This window comes from Ewingella sp. S1.OA.A_B6 (assembly GCF_049889095.1).
Lineage (GTDB): Bacteria > Pseudomonadota > Gammaproteobacteria > Enterobacterales > Enterobacteriaceae > Ewingella.
On record NZ_JBLJFK010000011.1, the window covers coordinates 71140 to 86441 of the forward strand.

Below are 15302 nucleotides of genomic sequence, written 5' to 3' on the forward strand. Positions count from 1 at the left end.
AGCGAGTCGATTGTTATGACCTTCCCTCGGGACAGATCGGTGACGCGTCATACCCTTACGGCGTATGCTTTCCTGCGTCGTATGATAAAAATGGTGGTAGAAAAAAGAATTTCAAGTCAGCACAAGAAAAAATCATGCCGACTAATGAAAATGTCGGGGAATCTAAACAATAGCGCCGTATAAGATATTTAGATCTTTCACAGCAGGCTATCCGTCGTCTCTTACACTATCATTCAGTGTCACCGGAGTTTAGCTAAGGCAGTAACTTCAGGCACAAAGCGAATAATTGAGACGACCACCACAGAGCCAAGTCTTGCTTTGTTAATTTTTTTGGCTGAGTGATATAAGTCACCTTTGACGATAAATCCTCAGTCCGACAGCATGAGATGAGTCCGACCATGATGAAAACAGTTTTACTGCCGCTCGTGACAGGATGCGCTTTTTTATCGACCAGCGGCTGCTCCAGCGTAATGACTCATACCGGTGGGCATCAGGGATACTATCCCGGGTCACGCGCTGACGTAACGATGATTACAAGCGATGACACCAGTTGGGCAATGACGCCGCTGCTAATTATCGATCTGCCTTTCAGTGCGCTACTCGATACGCTGCTATTACCTTATGACTATTACCGTCAGGGAAATCAGAACACGCGGGATCGAATCAAAGCCAGTGAAGAACATAACCTGGCGCTGAGCAACGGTGTGGATATCGACCACATCCCGCCGATGTCAGCGACGACACATTCGCAAAAATCGTCGACCCATAAAAAATAGTCAGTCGCCATTTGGCTGGTCAATCCTGGCCCTGGCGACTGGACGTGATGGCAATCTGGGCAAACTCTCCGTACTGACGCATAAAGGCCACCTTTTTGCCGTCGGGCGAAAAGACCACGGCATCCGCACAGGGTGCGATGTAGGTTCTTTCCGTCAGCCGCTGCATCCCCCCATTGTTCAATTCAACGCGCATCACGCTGTTGTCACACACCAGTGCCAGCGATTTTCCGTCAGGACTCCAGCTGAACGCAGACTGAATGCCGGTCATCGTTTGGCTGATTTGTGTTGGTCTGCCCCCGTTCGGTGAAACCGTCCACAACTGGACCACATCCCGTTCATCCTTCATCAAAAATGCAATCTGCGCACCGTCGGGCGAAGCACGCAACCAGTGTCGCGGCTGCTGCGCGATACCTTTTTCAGTGAACGTAATACGTCGTTGTTTTACGCCAGCCGGTGAGGAAGGCATCGTTACGGCGGTTCCCTCAAGCGGTTTCGCCCCGGCCTGCAGGTAGTCACTGTCATTTTCGGGTAAGTCCACCACAAAAACTTCCGGGTGTTTTTCACCCGAAGCAGATTGCGTATCGCCCATAAATGCAAGCGCCCAGCGCTGACGCCGGCCATCCGGTTTTTGATAGCCTTCCCGACCGATCCAGCTCTCTTCATAGGCACGGTTAATCTCGTCGCTACCCGCCTGAGGTTCGGGTGTGGTCTGGCTGACCAGCACGCTGAAGTGGCTGCCGTCGTATTCGCGCGGATGATGTTTTGGAGGCACCACCGGATGACCAGAAATCGCCACGCCGACGTTACGCAGGTCTAGCGCCGGATCCCGTTCACGCAAAACGTGATCATTATAGGTAAAACTGAGGCGCGAACCGTCCGGGCTAAAAACATGAACGTGCGTGCCGCCGCGCAGCGCACCGGACGTAAAAGGAGCGGTGATATCAAGGGCATCCAGCGTGACGGCCGGTGAACAAAGCGGCTCACTGACAATCACGCCACGACGGTGATGAAAGTCGTACTGCCAGGTACTATCAGGATGTTCCGGGCCATGAATAAACGCGTAACGGGCAGGCTGGTCTGGGCTGACCGTCGCCACCCCAACGTGCGCACCCTGTGTAGCCTGGTAAATCACCTGCACTTCGCCTGTTTCCACATTCACCCGCTCGATGGTTGAACCGGTAAATGAACCGCCATGCGGACGGACATCGTAGACCAGCCACTGGCTGTCCGGCGTCCAGACATTGATGTTGGTTAACTGATGCCCGCGGGCGTCGAAAGTGAGTTGTTTTTCCATCGCTACAACCTTCTCCTTTTGGGCACCGTTCAAACGTTCAGAACAAATTTCTCAATCGCAAAAGCCACACCGTCTTCCATATTGGTTTTGGTCACAAACTGGCTGACCGCTTTTACGCTGTCCAGCGCGTTGCCCATCGCCACACCCATACCGGCGTACTCGAGCATAGCAATGTCATTTTCCTGATCGCCCAAGGTCATCACATTTTCGCGTGGTATCCCCAGTTTGGTGGCCAGCGTTTTAACGCCTTCCCCTTTATTCACTCGTTTATCGAGGATTTCGAGATAATAAGGCGAGCTTTTCATGATGGTATAACGTTCTTTCGCCTCGGCAGGGATTTGCGTGATAGCCTGGTCGAGCAATTCAGGATGGTCAATCATCATCACTTTCGGGAAGATTAACGACGCATCCATTTCCTCTGCCGGGCAGAAATGCAGCGGGATGCCGGTGATGGAAGATTCATGCACGCTGTACTGGCTGATGTCGCGGTTGGCGGTGAAAAGATCGGTTTTAGTCAGCGCATGGAAGTGTACACCAAGCTCACGTGATAACTTTTCCATGTAATGATAATCGTCAATCTTGAGAGCTATTTCGGCAATCACGCCGCCATCTTGCGCATCATGTACCAAAGCACCGTTATTCGTAATGCAATAACAGCCCACTTGTTGCAGATCTAGCTCTTGTAGATAACGCTGCACGCCGATAAAAGGGCGGCCAGTCGCCAGTACAATTTGCACCCCTTTTTTGCGGGCCGCTGCGAGAGCCTGTTTCACGGCGGGAGTAACTTCATGCTGCGGATTGAGCAACGTGCCATCCATATCAATTGCAATTAATTCAATAGCCATAGCATCCTCAAAGTTTAAATAATCTTTCTCAATGCTAACGCGACTTACTACGGCAAAACCAGCCTGATTCGCAACAGACCGCGGATAAAAAAAATCCGAAGCGATTTCTCACTCCGGATCCATTACTACCCAAAATCATTCGAGTCGCCTAGAGGCGCCTACTTTTAGTATATCAACGCGGCCACTGAATGAACCCCGGGAGCTTACACAGGTAAGTGACCGGGGTAAATGAAAGCAACCAACGCAGTGACAGCTTGAAGGATGACGGGTATTAGATATCGATGTTGGCCGCTTTCAATGCGTTATCTTCGATAAAGGCGCGACGAGGTTCAACGGCATCACCCATCAGGGTGGTAAACAGCTGATCCGCAGCAATAGCATCTCTGATGGTTACGCGCAGCATACGGCGTTGTTCCGGATCCATGGTGGTTTCCCACAGCTGATCGGGGTTCATTTCGCCCAAGCCTTTGTAACGCTGTACCGAAAGACCGCGACGCGACTCTTTCACCAGCCATTCCAGTGCTTGTTCAAAGCTGAGGATTGGCTGACGGCGTTCACCACGTTCGATGAAGGCATCTTCTTCGATCAGGCCGCGCAGTTTTTCACCCAGCGTACAGAGTTTGCGGTATTCGCCACCGTTAACGAAGTCGAAGTCGAGATCGTAATCGGTATCCACACCGTGTGTACGAATGCGCAGAACCGGTTCAAATATCTGACGTTCGCGGTTTTCACGCACAATCGCACTGTAGTTGCTGCCGTGCTGCTCTTTTTCGTTCAGCATAGCCACCAGGGATTCCATCCAAGCCTGAACGACAACCTGATCGTTGAGATCGGCTCCCTTCAGCGTTGGTTGGTAAACCAGACAGTTCAACAGAGCACGCGGGAAGCGGCGCTCCATGCGGCCAATCATTTTCTGCACACCGTAATGTTCGGCAACCAGTTTTTCCAGTGCTTCACCCGCCAGCGCCGGAGCGTGGGCATTGGTGTGCAGCGTGGCGCCGTCCATTGCGATGGAGATCTGGTACTGGTCCATCGCTTCGTCATCTTTAATATACTGTTCTTGCTTGCCTTTTTTGACTTTATACAGCGGTGGCTGGGCGATATACACGTGGCCACGCTCAATAATTTCAGGCATCTGACGGAAGAAGAAAGTCAGCAGCAAAGTACGGATGTGAGAACCATCGACGTCGGCATCGGTCATGATGATGATGCTGTGGTAGCGCAGTTTATCCGGGTTGTATTCGTCACGGCCAATGCCGCAACCAAGCGCAGTGATCAGCGTGGCAACTTCCTGCGAAGAGAGCATTTTGTCGAAACGCGCTTTCTCAACGTTGAGGATTTTACCTTTTAGCGGCAAGATCGCCTGGTTCTTACGGTTACGGCCCTGTTTTGCTGAGCCGCCCGCTGAGTCCCCTTCCACTAAGTACAGTTCGGAATGGGCCGGGTCGCGTTCCTGGCAGTCAGCCAGTTTGCCCGGCAAACCTGCCAGGTCCAACGCACCTTTGCGGCGGGTCATTTCACGGGCTTTACGTGCTGCTTCTCGGGCACGGGCCGCATCAATGATTTTCCCGACTACGATTTTCGCGTCGCCCGGGTTTTCCAACAGATAATCAACCAGTTTCTCGTTCATCAATGACTCAACGGCGGTCTTCACTTCGGAAGAAACCAGTTTGTCTTTGGTCTGAGAAGAGAACTTAGGATCCGGCACTTTTACCGAAACAACGGCGATCAGACCTTCACGGGCATCATCACCGGTGGCGCTGATTTTGGATTTTTTGCTGTAGCCTTCTTTATCCATATACGCATTGAGCGTACGGGTCATCGCAGAACGGAAACCGACCAGATGGGTGCCGCCGTCGCGCTGAGGGATATTGTTGGTAAAGCAGTAAATATTTTCCTGGAAACCATCATTCCACTGCAGCGCCACTTCCACACCGATATCGTCTTTCACGGTGGAGAAATAGAACACTGTAGGATGGATCGGGTTTTTGTTCTTGCTCAGGTACTCTACGAACGCTTTGATACCGCCTTCGTAATGGAAGTGATCGTTCTTTCCGTCACGCTTGTCCAGCAGACGGATCGCCACGCCGGAGTTCAGGAATGACAGTTCGCGCAAGCGCTTAGCCAGAATCTCATACTCAAATTCTGTGTTATTGGTAAAGGTGTTAAAGCTAGGCCAGAAGCGCACGGTGGTGCCGGTTGCTTCGGTTTCACCGACCACTTTTAACGGATTCTGCGGTTCGCCGTGCATATAAGTTTGCTCATGCACTTTGCCTTCGCGGCGGATAACCAACTCAAGTTTTTCCGACAGGGCGTTAACGACGGAAACACCCACGCCATGAAGACCGCCAGACACTTTGTACGAGTTATCATCAAATTTACCGCCGGCATGCAGAACGGTCATGATGACCTGGGCAGCGGAAACGCCCTCTTCCTCATGAATACCGGTTGGAATACCACGGCCATCATCCTGAACGGAGACAGAGTTATCTGCGTGGATCGTGACTTGAATCTCTTTACAGTGGCCAGCCAGGGCTTCGTCGATAGCGTTGTCCACAACCTCGAATACCATGTGGTGCAGACCAGTGCCGTCATCGGTATCGCCGATATACATGCCGGGGCGCTTACGCACCGCGTCCAGCCCTTTTAATACCTTGATACTTGAGGAGTCATAAGTATTCGACATCAACGTTTCTCGCTCATTTTTAGTCCTGTGATAGAACGGCTATTTTACCCTGTTCCACGCGGAACATCTTGCCCTTTTCACCCATCATATCGGTAACTTGCTCAACGCCGATAGCGCTGACAAATACCTGTGCCTGGGTGGCTTTTAGGCGATCAGCCAGCAACCGACGTCGGTCGGCGTCCAGCTCGGAGGCAAAATCGTCAAGAAGATACAGGCAACGCCGCCCGCTCTGTCGGGTGAGAAACTCACCCTGCGCTAACCGAAGCGCGCACATCAATAATTTCAACTGGCCGCGTGACAGCAAATCTTCCACCGGCGTACCATCGGCACGGATACGAAAATCGGCTTTATGCGGGCCAGATGCGGTATAGGTCAAGGCTCTGTCACGTTCAAAATTACGTTCCAGCAGCTCGCCGTATTCAGTCTCTTTGTCCCATCCACGCTGGAAAGAGAAGCTGAGGGCGAACTCCGGCAGGAACTGCGCACAGGTCGCGCTGATATCAGCCGCGATTGCATCGCTGTAAGCCGCCCGCCATTCGCTGATGCGCTCGGCTAACGGAATCAACTCCTGATCCCAGGCACGAATTTGCGCATAACGACTCACCTGACGCAGCGCGGCGTTGCGCTGCTTGAGTAATCTTCGCAGATTGCTCCAGGCGATAAAAAAACCGGGGTCATGGTGGAAACAACCCCAGTCGAGAAACGCCCGCCGGTACTTCGGTCCACCATTGAGCAGGGTGAAGCCTTCGGGTGTAATAAGTTGCATTGGCAGCATCTGCGCCAGCTCCGAGACTTTATGCCCGTCGCTGCCATCAATACGTACCTTGCTGTCTCCTTGCCGGCTTTTACTTAAGCCCACAGAAATTTCACGCTCGCCGCCGTCATCAATACGGCCATGCAGAATAAATTCAGCCTGATCGTGACGGATAACCCGGCCGGCCTGCAAACTGCGAAAAGCACGCCCGTGCCCAAGCGTATATATCGCTTCCAGCACGCTGGTTTTACCGCTGCCATTGGGGCCGACCAGAAAATTGAAACCGGGGGACGGATCTACATCCGCCGCCTCGATGTTGCGGAAATCTTTTATCAGTAAGCGCGTTAAGGCCATCTAAACCAATTCCAGGGCGTAATCGTCGCAGTCAGTTTGCGTGCGGACAGCGCGCAGTAAACGGAGCGTACTCAAGTACGTGAGCCATTTATTTTTTATAAAAAAGACGAGCACTGCCCAATCGCAAAATGACAAGTAAGATAGCCCGATCACAGCCTCATTGGCATGACGACATAGGCCGCAGACTGGCTGGCCGCATCTTCGATCTGCACGCTTGATACGGAATCGGTCAGCAGCAGATTAACGTCTTCGCACTTCAGTGCATTGAGGACATCCAGTACATAACTGACGTTGAAGCCAATTTCCATTTCGGTGCCATCGTAACCCACGTCCAGAATCTCTTCCGCTTCTTCCTGTTCAGGATTATTCGCCGTGATTTTCAGTTGGTTGTGGCTGACATATAAACGCACACCGCGGAACTTCTCATTAGAGAGGATCGCTGCACGGGCGAAAGCCTGTTTAAGCAGGTCGCAACCGGCTTGCAAAGTTTTGTCGGGATTCTTCGGCAATACGCGGCGATAATCAGGAAAACGACCATCAACCAGCTTGGATGTAAAGATGAAGTCACCGACGTGAGCACGAATGTTGTTGCTGCCGATTTGCAGCTGCAACAGGGCTTCACCGCCGTCGAGCAGACGCACCAGTTCCATCACACCTTTGCGCGGCACGATCACCGAATGCGATGGCAAAGACTGGCCGATAGGCATAGAACAGACCGCCAAACGGTGACCATCGGTAGCAACGGTACGCAGTTCTTCACCTTCGGTTTCGAACAACATGCCATTTAAGTAGTAACGAACGTCCTGATGCGCCATGGAAAACTGAGTGGCTTCTATCAGACGTTTTAACGTTGCCTGGGGCAGTGTGAATTCGACTTCACTTTGCCAGTCGTCGAGGTTAGGGAAATCCGTTGCTGGTAAGGTCGATAGCGAGAAACGGCTGCGGCCGGAACGAACCAGCATCCGGTCGCCGTCCAGTGCCACGGAAATTTCCGCACCGTCTGGCAAACCACGGCAGATATCAAAGAATTTGCGCGCCGGTACGGTGGTCGCGCCCGCTTCATGGGGTTGGGACAGGGCCACTTTCGCCACCATCTCCATTTCCAGATCGGTTCCGGTCAGCAACAGCGAACCCTCAGTAACCTGCAATAACAGGTTGCCGAGAATAGGCAGCGTTGGTCGTCCACCCAGCGGGCTACTGACCTGTTGCAGCGGTTTTAGCAAATGCTCACGTTCAACAATAAATTTCATAGCGCTAGGAGGATAATGTTCTGATTAAATTGGAGAAATCTTCTTTGATGTCGTGACTTTCCTCACGCAACTGCTCAATTTTCCGGCAGGCATGCAACACCGTTGTATGATCGCGACCACCGAACGCATCGCCGATTTCTGGCAGGCTGTGGTTGGTGAGCTCTTTTGCCAGCGCCATCGCCATTTGACGGGGGCGGGCAACCGAACGGGAACGCCGTTTGGAAAGCAAGTCAGCGATCTTAATCTTATAATATTCGGCCACCGTTTTCTGAATATTATCAATGGTGACCAACTTCTCTTGCAGCGCCAATAAATCGCGCAGCGCTTCGCGAACGAAGTCGATGGTGATCGCCCGGCCAGTAAAGTTGGCATTGGCGATAACCCGGTTCAGCGCGCCCTCAAGTTCGCGGACGTTAGAACGCAGACGTTTAGCAATAAAGAACGCCACCTCACCCGGCAGCCGAATATTATTTTCGTCGGCTTTCTTCATCAGGATCGCTACGCGGGTTTCCAGCTCAGGCGGTTCGATCGCCACGGTCAGACCCCAGCCGAAACGGGATTTCAGACGATCTTCTACGCCGTTGATCTCTTTCGGGTAGCGATCCGAGGTCAGGATGATCTGCTGATTACCTTCCAGCAGGGCATTAAAGGTGTGGAAAAATTCTTCCTGAGAACGCTCTTTGTTGGCAAAAAATTGGATGTCATCAATAAGCAATGCATCGACTGAACGGTAGTAGCGCTTAAATTCTTCAATGGCGTTATTTTGCAGGGCTTTTACCATGTCCTGAACAAAACGCTCGGAGTGCATGTACACCACTTTAGCATTGGCTTTACGCGCCATGATGCCGTTGCCCACAGCGTGCAATAAGTGGGTTTTACCGAGACCGGTACCGCCATAAAGGAATAAAGGATTGTAAGCACCACCCGGATTATCAGCCACCTGGCGTGCCGCAGCACGAGCCAGCTGGTTCGATTTACCTTCGACGAAGTTATCAAAAGTGTGCTTAGGATTGACGTTTGAACGGTAAGACAATTCTGGCTGCGCCGCTGAGCTGTCCCAACTGGGACGCGAAGGCGCAAGGCGTGGCACCGGTTGATGGGCTACCGGTGAACTGACGCTCGCGGTGGTGACCGGCTGATTCACACGCTGAATAAGTGACTTACTGCCCACTTCAAAACGCAGCAATGGCGCATCTACCCCACAGAAATCGTTGAGCAATCCGTTGATGTTGTTTAAGTATTTATCTCGCACCCAGTCCAGGACAAAACGATTCGGTGCGTAAAGCGCCAAAGTATTGTCACTAAGTTCCGCCTGCAAAGGGCGTATCCACATACTGAATTCTGTGGCAGGTAACTCATCCTGCAAACGGGCAAGACATTGCTGCCAAAGCGAAAGTGACACGGCGGACTCCACTCGAACAAGATCAAAAAAAGAAAAGGATCAGGATATTTTTTAAATCATGATTTTTGGCACACGTTCCACCAGGCATAGCGGAGTAAAAGTCTTCGCATCACCCTGTCAGCAATGTGAAGCAACGTGCGAACCGCTTTTTGCGGATTTGTCGACGGCAGGCCCGGTTGGGATCGCGATCGGAATGGCGGATCATAACGTAATCCGGCACAGAGATCCTCCCCTTCCTGACAGATTAGATCCTTTTTATCCACAGGCTACGATCGACAAGTGCACAAGCTTAGCCGATCCTAAAATAATTAGGCGACGTTATCGTCACGATGGCGAAAAAATAGGATTGCACTGACGCATTTCTGAGTGTGTTGGCCGCAAGATCACGGGAGAAATTTGCAAGGATCAACCGCGGATCCTTGCGCTTTATGGTGGAGTCCGTATAATCCTCAGCCCTACGTGTGATGCCTGTGTTCCTGATGGTCATAGCCAGATGGGATTAAGCGGTGACCACGGGCCATTATGGCATCTCTGGTAAATAGATCTGGCGACTTTCTGGTAATGTAAATTGACTCAGGACTGTACAGTTATTACAATCCCGCTTCTTTATATGTTGCGATAAAGGTATCGGTCGTTTTTTCGCCGACAGCCAACGCGTTTACTAAATCAGTAATAATTTAAGTTTAGGTAGAAATCGCTATGAAACGCACTTTCCAACCGTCCGTATTGAAGCGCAACCGTAGCCACGGTTTCCGTGCTCGTATGGCAACCAAAAATGGTCGTCTGGTTCTGGCCCGCCGTCGTGCGAAAGGCCGTACCCGTCTGTCAGCGTCTAAGTAATAAAAGCTAACCTATTTAGTGGTTAAGCTCGCTTTTCCCAGGGAGTTACGCTTGTTAACTCCCCGTCATTTCACTTTTGTCTTCCAGCAGCCACAACGGGCTGGCACGCCGCAAATCACTATACTCGGCCGCCTGAACGAGCTGGGGCATCCCCGCATGGGTCTCACGGTCGCCAAAAAACACGTCAAACGCGCTCATGAGCGTAACCGGATCAAACGCCTTACCCGCGAAAGTTTCCGGCTACTTCAACATAAGTTGCCTTCGATGGATTTTGTGGTGGTTGCCAAAAAGGGTGTCGCCGATTTAGATAATCGTGCGTTGACGGAAGCGTTGGAGAAATTATGGCGTCGACATTGCCGGCAGGCTCCCGCATCCTGATCGGGCTGATACGTGGTTATCAGCTTTTTATCAGTCCTTTGCTTGGGCCGCATTGTCGTTTTCGACCAACCTGCTCTCAATATGGTATTGAGGCAATTGGTCGTTTTGGCATGTTAAAAGGCAGTTGGTTGACATTGAAACGCGTATTAAAATGCCATCCTTTGAACCCAGGTGGTGATGACCCCGTACCGCCGAAAACCGACAATAACAGAGAACTCTAACGATGGATTCGCAACGCAATCTTTTTCTCATCGCTCTGCTGTTCGTGTCCTTCATGATCTGGCAGGCCTGGCAGACGGACAACGCTCCGCAACCAGCCAACCAGACCACGCAACAGACAGCGAATACTGCTAACGGCGATGCTGCTAACCAGGTTGTTCCTGGCAGCGGACAGGGCAAAATGATCACGGTTAATACTGACGTGCTTTCATTAAGCATCAATACTCGTGGTGGCGACATTGACCAGGCGTTACTGACTGCTTACCCAACAACTCTGGGTTCAAACCAACCGTTCCAACTTCTGGAAACAACACCTAATTTCATCTATCAGGCTCAAAGCGGTCTGACAGGTAAAAACGGTCCTGATAACCCGGCAAACGGCGAACGTCCTCTGTTCAAAGCCAGCCAGGATGACTTCACTTTAGGTGAAGGCCAGGCCGAATTGCGCATTCCTCTGACCTACACGGCTGAGAATGGCGTAGTGATCACCAAAACTTTCGTTATCAAGCGTGGTTCTTACGCGGTCAACGTTGAGTACAACATCAACAACACGACCTCTGCCCCGCTCGAAATGACCATGTTCGGCCAGCTGCGTCAAACCACTGAGCTGCCGAAACACAAAGACACCGGAAGCAATAACTTCGCCCTGCATACTTTCCGCGGCGCAGCGTACTCATCCAGTGATGACAAATATCAGAAGTATGCGTTCGATAAGAGCGATGCGCTGAATGTGACGACGCAAGGCGGCTGGGTTGCCATGTTGCAGCAGTATTTTGCAACGGCGTGGATCCCATCAGCGAACGATACCAACCACTTCTACACCACCACCAATAACGGCATCTCAGCAGTAGGCTTTAAAGGTTCGCCTTTTGTTGTCCAGCCTGGTGCGCAGCAACAAGTTGCTTCGACCCTGTGGGTTGGCCCGGAAATTCAGGACAAAATGGCCGCTATCGCGCCACACCTTGATCTGACCGTAGACTATGGCTGGTTGTGGTTCATTTCTCAGCCACTGTTCAAACTGTTGAAGTTCATTCACGGTTTCATCGGTAACTGGGGCTTCTCCATCATCATCATCACCTTTATTGTCCGCGGCATCATGTACCCACTGACCCGCGCTCAATACACGTCGATGGCCAAAATGCGTATGCTACAGCCGAAACTAGCCGCTATGCGTGAGCGTATTGGTGATGACAAACAGCGCATGAGTCAGGAGATGATGGCGCTGTATAAAGCTGAGAAAGTGAATCCGTTGGGAGGTTGTCTGCCGCTGGTTATCCAGATGCCAATCTTCCTGGCGCTGTATTACATGCTGTCTGGCTCCATTGAATTGCGCCACGCGCCGTTCGCCCTGTGGATCCATGACCTGTCAGCGCAAGACCCGTACTACATTCTGCCGGTTCTGATGGGTATCACGATGTTCTTCATTCAGAAGATGTCGCCAACTACCGTCACTGACCCGATGCAGCAGAAGATCATGACCTTCATGCCGGTCATCTTCACCGTGTTCTTCCTGTGGTTCCCGTCTGGTCTGGTGGTGTACTACATCGTCAGTAACCTGGTGACCATTCTCCAGCAGCAGCTGATTTATCGCGGGCTGGAAAAACGTGGCCTGCACAGCCGCGACAAGAAAAAAGCATAAGTTAACGTCAGGGCTTTTTAAGCCCTGACAGCTAAACTTGTGAAACTGAACTTGTGAAGCAAATAAAAAAGGCGGTCATTTGACCGCCTTTTGCATATCAGTAAAAAGACCAAAAGAGATCATCCGCTATGAGCACCTCAGAAACCATCGTTGCACAAGCCACACCTCCCGGCCGTGGCGGAGTCGGCATTCTGCGCGTTTCAGGCCGTGCGGCCAGCCAGATTGCGCAGGAAATCTTAGGTAAGTTGCCGAAACCCCGTTACGCCGATTATTTGCCGTTTCGTGATGCTGATGGCTCAACGCTCGATCAGGGTATAGCGCTGTGGTTCCCCGGCCCCAACTCCTTCACTGGCGAAGATGTGCTGGAGCTGCAAGGTCACGGCGGCCCGGTGATCCTGGACTTACTGCTAAAACGCATTATATCGTTGGATGGCGTACGTATTGCACGCCCCGGTGAATTCTCCGAACGCGCGTTCCTCAATGACAAACTGGATCTGGCCCAGGCCGAAGCCATCGCTGACCTGATTGACGCCAGTTCCGAGCAGGCTGCCCGTTCGGCGGTTAACTCCTTGCAGGGTGCCTTCTCGAAGCGTATTCATCATCTGGTGGAAGCACTCACTCACCTGCGTATCTTTGTGGAAGCAGCGATCGACTTCCCCGATGAAGAAATTGATTTTCTCTCGGATGGAAAAATTGAAGCCCAGCTTAATACGGTGATTAGCGATCTCGATGCTGTGCGTGCCGAAGCGCGTCAGGGCAGCCTGTTGCGTGAAGGAATGAAAGTGGTGATCGCCGGTCGACCGAATGCCGGAAAATCCAGTCTGCTGAACGCCTTAGCGGGTCGTGAAGCAGCCATCGTCACCGATATTGCCGGGACCACGCGTGATGTCCTGCGCGAACATATTCACCTCGACGGTATGCCTTTGCACATCATTGATACTGCGGGCCTGCGGGAAGCCAGTGACGAAGTTGAGCGTATCGGTATCGAGCGTGCATGGAATGAGATCGAACAAGCAGATTTAGTGCTGTTCATGGTTGACGGTACCACCACCAGCGCCACTGAGCCTGCACAAATCTGGCCGGAGTTTATGGCACGTCTTCCGGCCGCTTTACCTATCGTCGTGGTGCGCAACAAAGCCGATATTACCGGCGAAGCACTGGGTCAGATGGAAGTGAATGGCCACTCACTTATTCGTCTTTCCGCCCGTACCGGCGACGGTATCGATCTGCTGCGCGAGCACCTGAAACAGATCATGGGTTTCAACCACAACATGGAAGGCGGTTTTCTCGCTCGTCGCCGTCACTTACAGGCGCTGGAACTGGCGGCCGAGCATCTTCTGCAGGGTAAAGACCAACTTCTCGGTGCCCGCGCAGGGGAACTGCTGGCCGAAGAGCTACGCATATCACAGCTCGCCCTGAGTGAAATCACCGGTGAGTTCACCTCCGACGATCTGCTGGGCCGTATTTTCTCCAGTTTTTGTATTGGGAAGTAAGCCCGGCTAAGCGAGTAATGATAAAGGGTAAGTAATCGCTCACTTCCCCTTTTTTATTGCCGAATATCTATGTGTTAGGGTTTTTCGGGCGGTGCCGCGTCGGTCATTTTCCGCATCTCTTTCACCTGCGAGGCACGAATGTCCGGTGCCTTGTTCCCCCAGCCATTGCGGATAAAGTTCACCACTTCGGCAACCTGCTGATCGTTCAGCTCTGAGGAGAAGCCCGGCATTTTGGCCGGTTTGGCAGCATATTGCGTCACCGGAGCATGTGAACCATTCAGCACCAGGTTAATCAGGGAAGACGGATCTGCACTTACCACTACCGGGTTTTGCGCCAACGCTGGATAGCGGCTTTCCTCGCCCTGTCCGCTGGAAAGATGACAGTCAGCACAGTTGTCCAGATAAAGCTGCGCGCCGGGTGCTGAAACGCTTGCGCTATTCAGCACGTTGGTAGTCCCACTGTCGTTAACCTGCACCCGGAAATTCCCGTCTGCCGGGAAAGACTTTAGGTAGACCGCCATCGCCTGCCGATCGGCATCGCTGAGATATTGGGTACTGTTGTGGATGACCTCCGTCATGGAGCCAAACGCCGTCGCCCTTTCCGTGTGTCCAGTCTTCAGAAACTGGCTGATTTCCTGTAGGTTCCACTGCCCCAGACCGGTTGTGGCGTCGCCACGCAAGTTTGGCGCATGCCAGCCTTCCAGTGTCCCACCAGAGAGATAATCTTTTGATGTCTGATCCAGCGCTTTTTCCTGATAACCCACACCACGGGGCGTATGGCAGCTGCCGCAATGCCCTAATCCCTGAACCAGATAAGCCCCCCGGTTCCAGTCAGCGGTTTTTTGCGGATTGGAATAATAGAGCTGTGGTACCGCAAAAACGTTATCCCACAGCGCCAGCGGGGAACGCAAATTAAGGGGGAACGGTATGTCGCTGCTGCGATTTTGCTGGCGGACCGCCGGAACCTGATGCATGAAATAAACATAGAGCTCATGAATATCGCGATCGGTAATTTTGCTGAATGAGGGATATGGCATGGCGGGATATAAACGATGACCGTCTTTAGCGATACCTTCGCGCAAAGCCCGGCTGAAGTCTTGTTCAGAATAGTTGCCAATGCCGGTTTCAACGTCAGGCGTGATGTTGGTCGAATAGATAGCACCCACCGGCGTGCTCATTTTCAGGCCGCCAGAGAACGGCTTGCCACCCGCTGCGGTATGGCAAGCGGCGCAATCCCCCGCACGCGACAAATATTCTCCCGCTTTGATTTGTGCGGGATCCACCCTCGCAGCCTGGACGACGGCGCAGCTCAGAAAACTTCCCAGTACCAGACTGGCGTACCCTCCCATTCTCGTTTTCATTCAGCCATCCG

General features: G+C 52.2%; 13 protein-coding genes. 6 read left to right on the plus strand and 7 right to left on the minus strand.

The genetic code is table 11. From position 1 onward, the window contains the following. The first annotated feature begins 398 nt into the window (after nucleotides 1-398). On the plus strand, nucleotides 399-776 hold the full coding sequence (locus ACMV8I_RS17265; protein ID WP_498866434.1) for a YceK/YidQ family lipoprotein: 378 nt from the start codon (nucleotides 399-401) through the stop codon (nucleotides 774-776). A gap of 19 nt (nucleotides 777-795) precedes the next feature. Here the strand turns inward: ACMV8I_RS17265 and ACMV8I_RS17270 are convergent, their stop codons facing one another. From ACMV8I_RS17270 to dnaA, 6 genes are all read right to left on the minus strand, one after another. Next, the gene (locus ACMV8I_RS17270; RefSeq protein WP_498866435.1) at nucleotides 796-2070 is read right to left on the minus strand and encodes a YidR family protein; all 1275 of its coding nucleotides are present in this window, start codon (nucleotides 2068-2070) and stop codon (nucleotides 796-798) included. 29 nt (nucleotides 2071-2099) lie between these two features. Beyond that, nucleotides 2100-2915, minus strand: a complete 816-nt coding sequence (gene yidA, locus ACMV8I_RS17275; protein ID WP_498866436.1) for a sugar-phosphatase — start codon at nucleotides 2913-2915, stop codon at nucleotides 2100-2102. A gap of 271 nt (nucleotides 2916-3186) precedes the next feature. Beyond that, nucleotides 3187-5601, minus strand: coding sequence for a DNA topoisomerase (ATP-hydrolyzing) subunit B (gene gyrB, locus ACMV8I_RS17280; protein ID WP_498866437.1), 2415 nt, complete (start codon nucleotides 5599-5601; stop codon nucleotides 3187-3189). A gap of 19 nt (nucleotides 5602-5620) precedes the next feature. After that, nucleotides 5621-6709, minus strand: coding sequence for a DNA replication/repair protein RecF (recF, locus tag ACMV8I_RS17285; RefSeq protein ID WP_498866438.1), 1089 nt, complete (start codon nucleotides 6707-6709; stop codon nucleotides 5621-5623). A 149-nt stretch (nucleotides 6710-6858) separates the two neighbouring features. Continuing rightward, entirely contained in the window at nucleotides 6859-7959 is a 1101-nt protein-coding gene (gene dnaN, locus ACMV8I_RS17290) for a DNA polymerase III subunit beta (RefSeq protein ID WP_498866439.1), read from the minus strand. Between the two features lie 4 nt (nucleotides 7960-7963). Beyond that, nucleotides 7964-9361: a chromosomal replication initiator protein DnaA gene (gene dnaA / locus ACMV8I_RS17295; protein ID WP_498866440.1), complete on the minus strand. Its 1398-nt coding sequence runs from the start codon at nucleotides 9359-9361 to the stop codon at nucleotides 7964-7966. Between the two features lie 699 nt (nucleotides 9362-10060). Between dnaA and rpmH the strand changes: the two genes are divergently transcribed. The 5 genes from rpmH to mnmE all read left to right on the plus strand — a co-directional run bounded on the left by rpmH (nucleotide 10061) and on the right by mnmE (nucleotide 13930). Further along, nucleotides 10061-10201 carry a 50S ribosomal protein L34 gene (gene rpmH / locus ACMV8I_RS17300; RefSeq protein WP_140475521.1) on the plus strand — a complete coding sequence of 47 codons (141 nt, stop codon included), beginning with the start codon at nucleotides 10061-10063 and terminating at the stop codon, nucleotides 10199-10201. Between the two features lie 18 nt (nucleotides 10202-10219). Continuing rightward, nucleotides 10220-10579 carry a ribonuclease P protein component gene (gene rnpA, locus ACMV8I_RS17305; protein ID WP_034794314.1) on the plus strand — a complete coding sequence of 120 codons (360 nt, stop codon included), beginning with the start codon at nucleotides 10220-10222 and terminating at the stop codon, nucleotides 10577-10579. Then, on the plus strand, nucleotides 10543-10800 hold the full coding sequence (yidD, locus tag ACMV8I_RS17310; protein WP_072009927.1) for a membrane protein insertion efficiency factor YidD: 258 nt from the start codon (nucleotides 10543-10545) through the stop codon (nucleotides 10798-10800). Before rnpA ends, yidD begins: the two co-directional genes overlap by 37 nt. Before the next feature lie 2 nt (nucleotides 10801-10802). Continuing rightward, complete coding sequence (gene yidC / locus ACMV8I_RS17315; RefSeq protein WP_498866441.1) at nucleotides 10803-12437, plus strand: membrane protein insertase YidC; 1635 nt, start codon at nucleotides 10803-10805, stop codon at nucleotides 12435-12437. 128 nt (nucleotides 12438-12565) lie between these two features. Further along, the gene (mnmE, locus tag ACMV8I_RS17320) at nucleotides 12566-13930 is read left to right on the plus strand and encodes a tRNA uridine-5-carboxymethylaminomethyl(34) synthesis GTPase MnmE (protein ID WP_498866442.1); all 1365 of its coding nucleotides are present in this window, start codon (nucleotides 12566-12568) and stop codon (nucleotides 13928-13930) included. A 74-nt stretch (nucleotides 13931-14004) separates the two neighbouring features. On the opposite strand, the gene ACMV8I_RS17325 is transcribed toward mnmE, so the two are convergent. Further along, nucleotides 14005-15291: a c-type cytochrome gene (locus ACMV8I_RS17325; RefSeq protein ID WP_498866443.1), complete on the minus strand. Its 1287-nt coding sequence runs from the start codon at nucleotides 15289-15291 to the stop codon at nucleotides 14005-14007. Nucleotides 15292-15302: the final 11 nt, after the last annotated feature.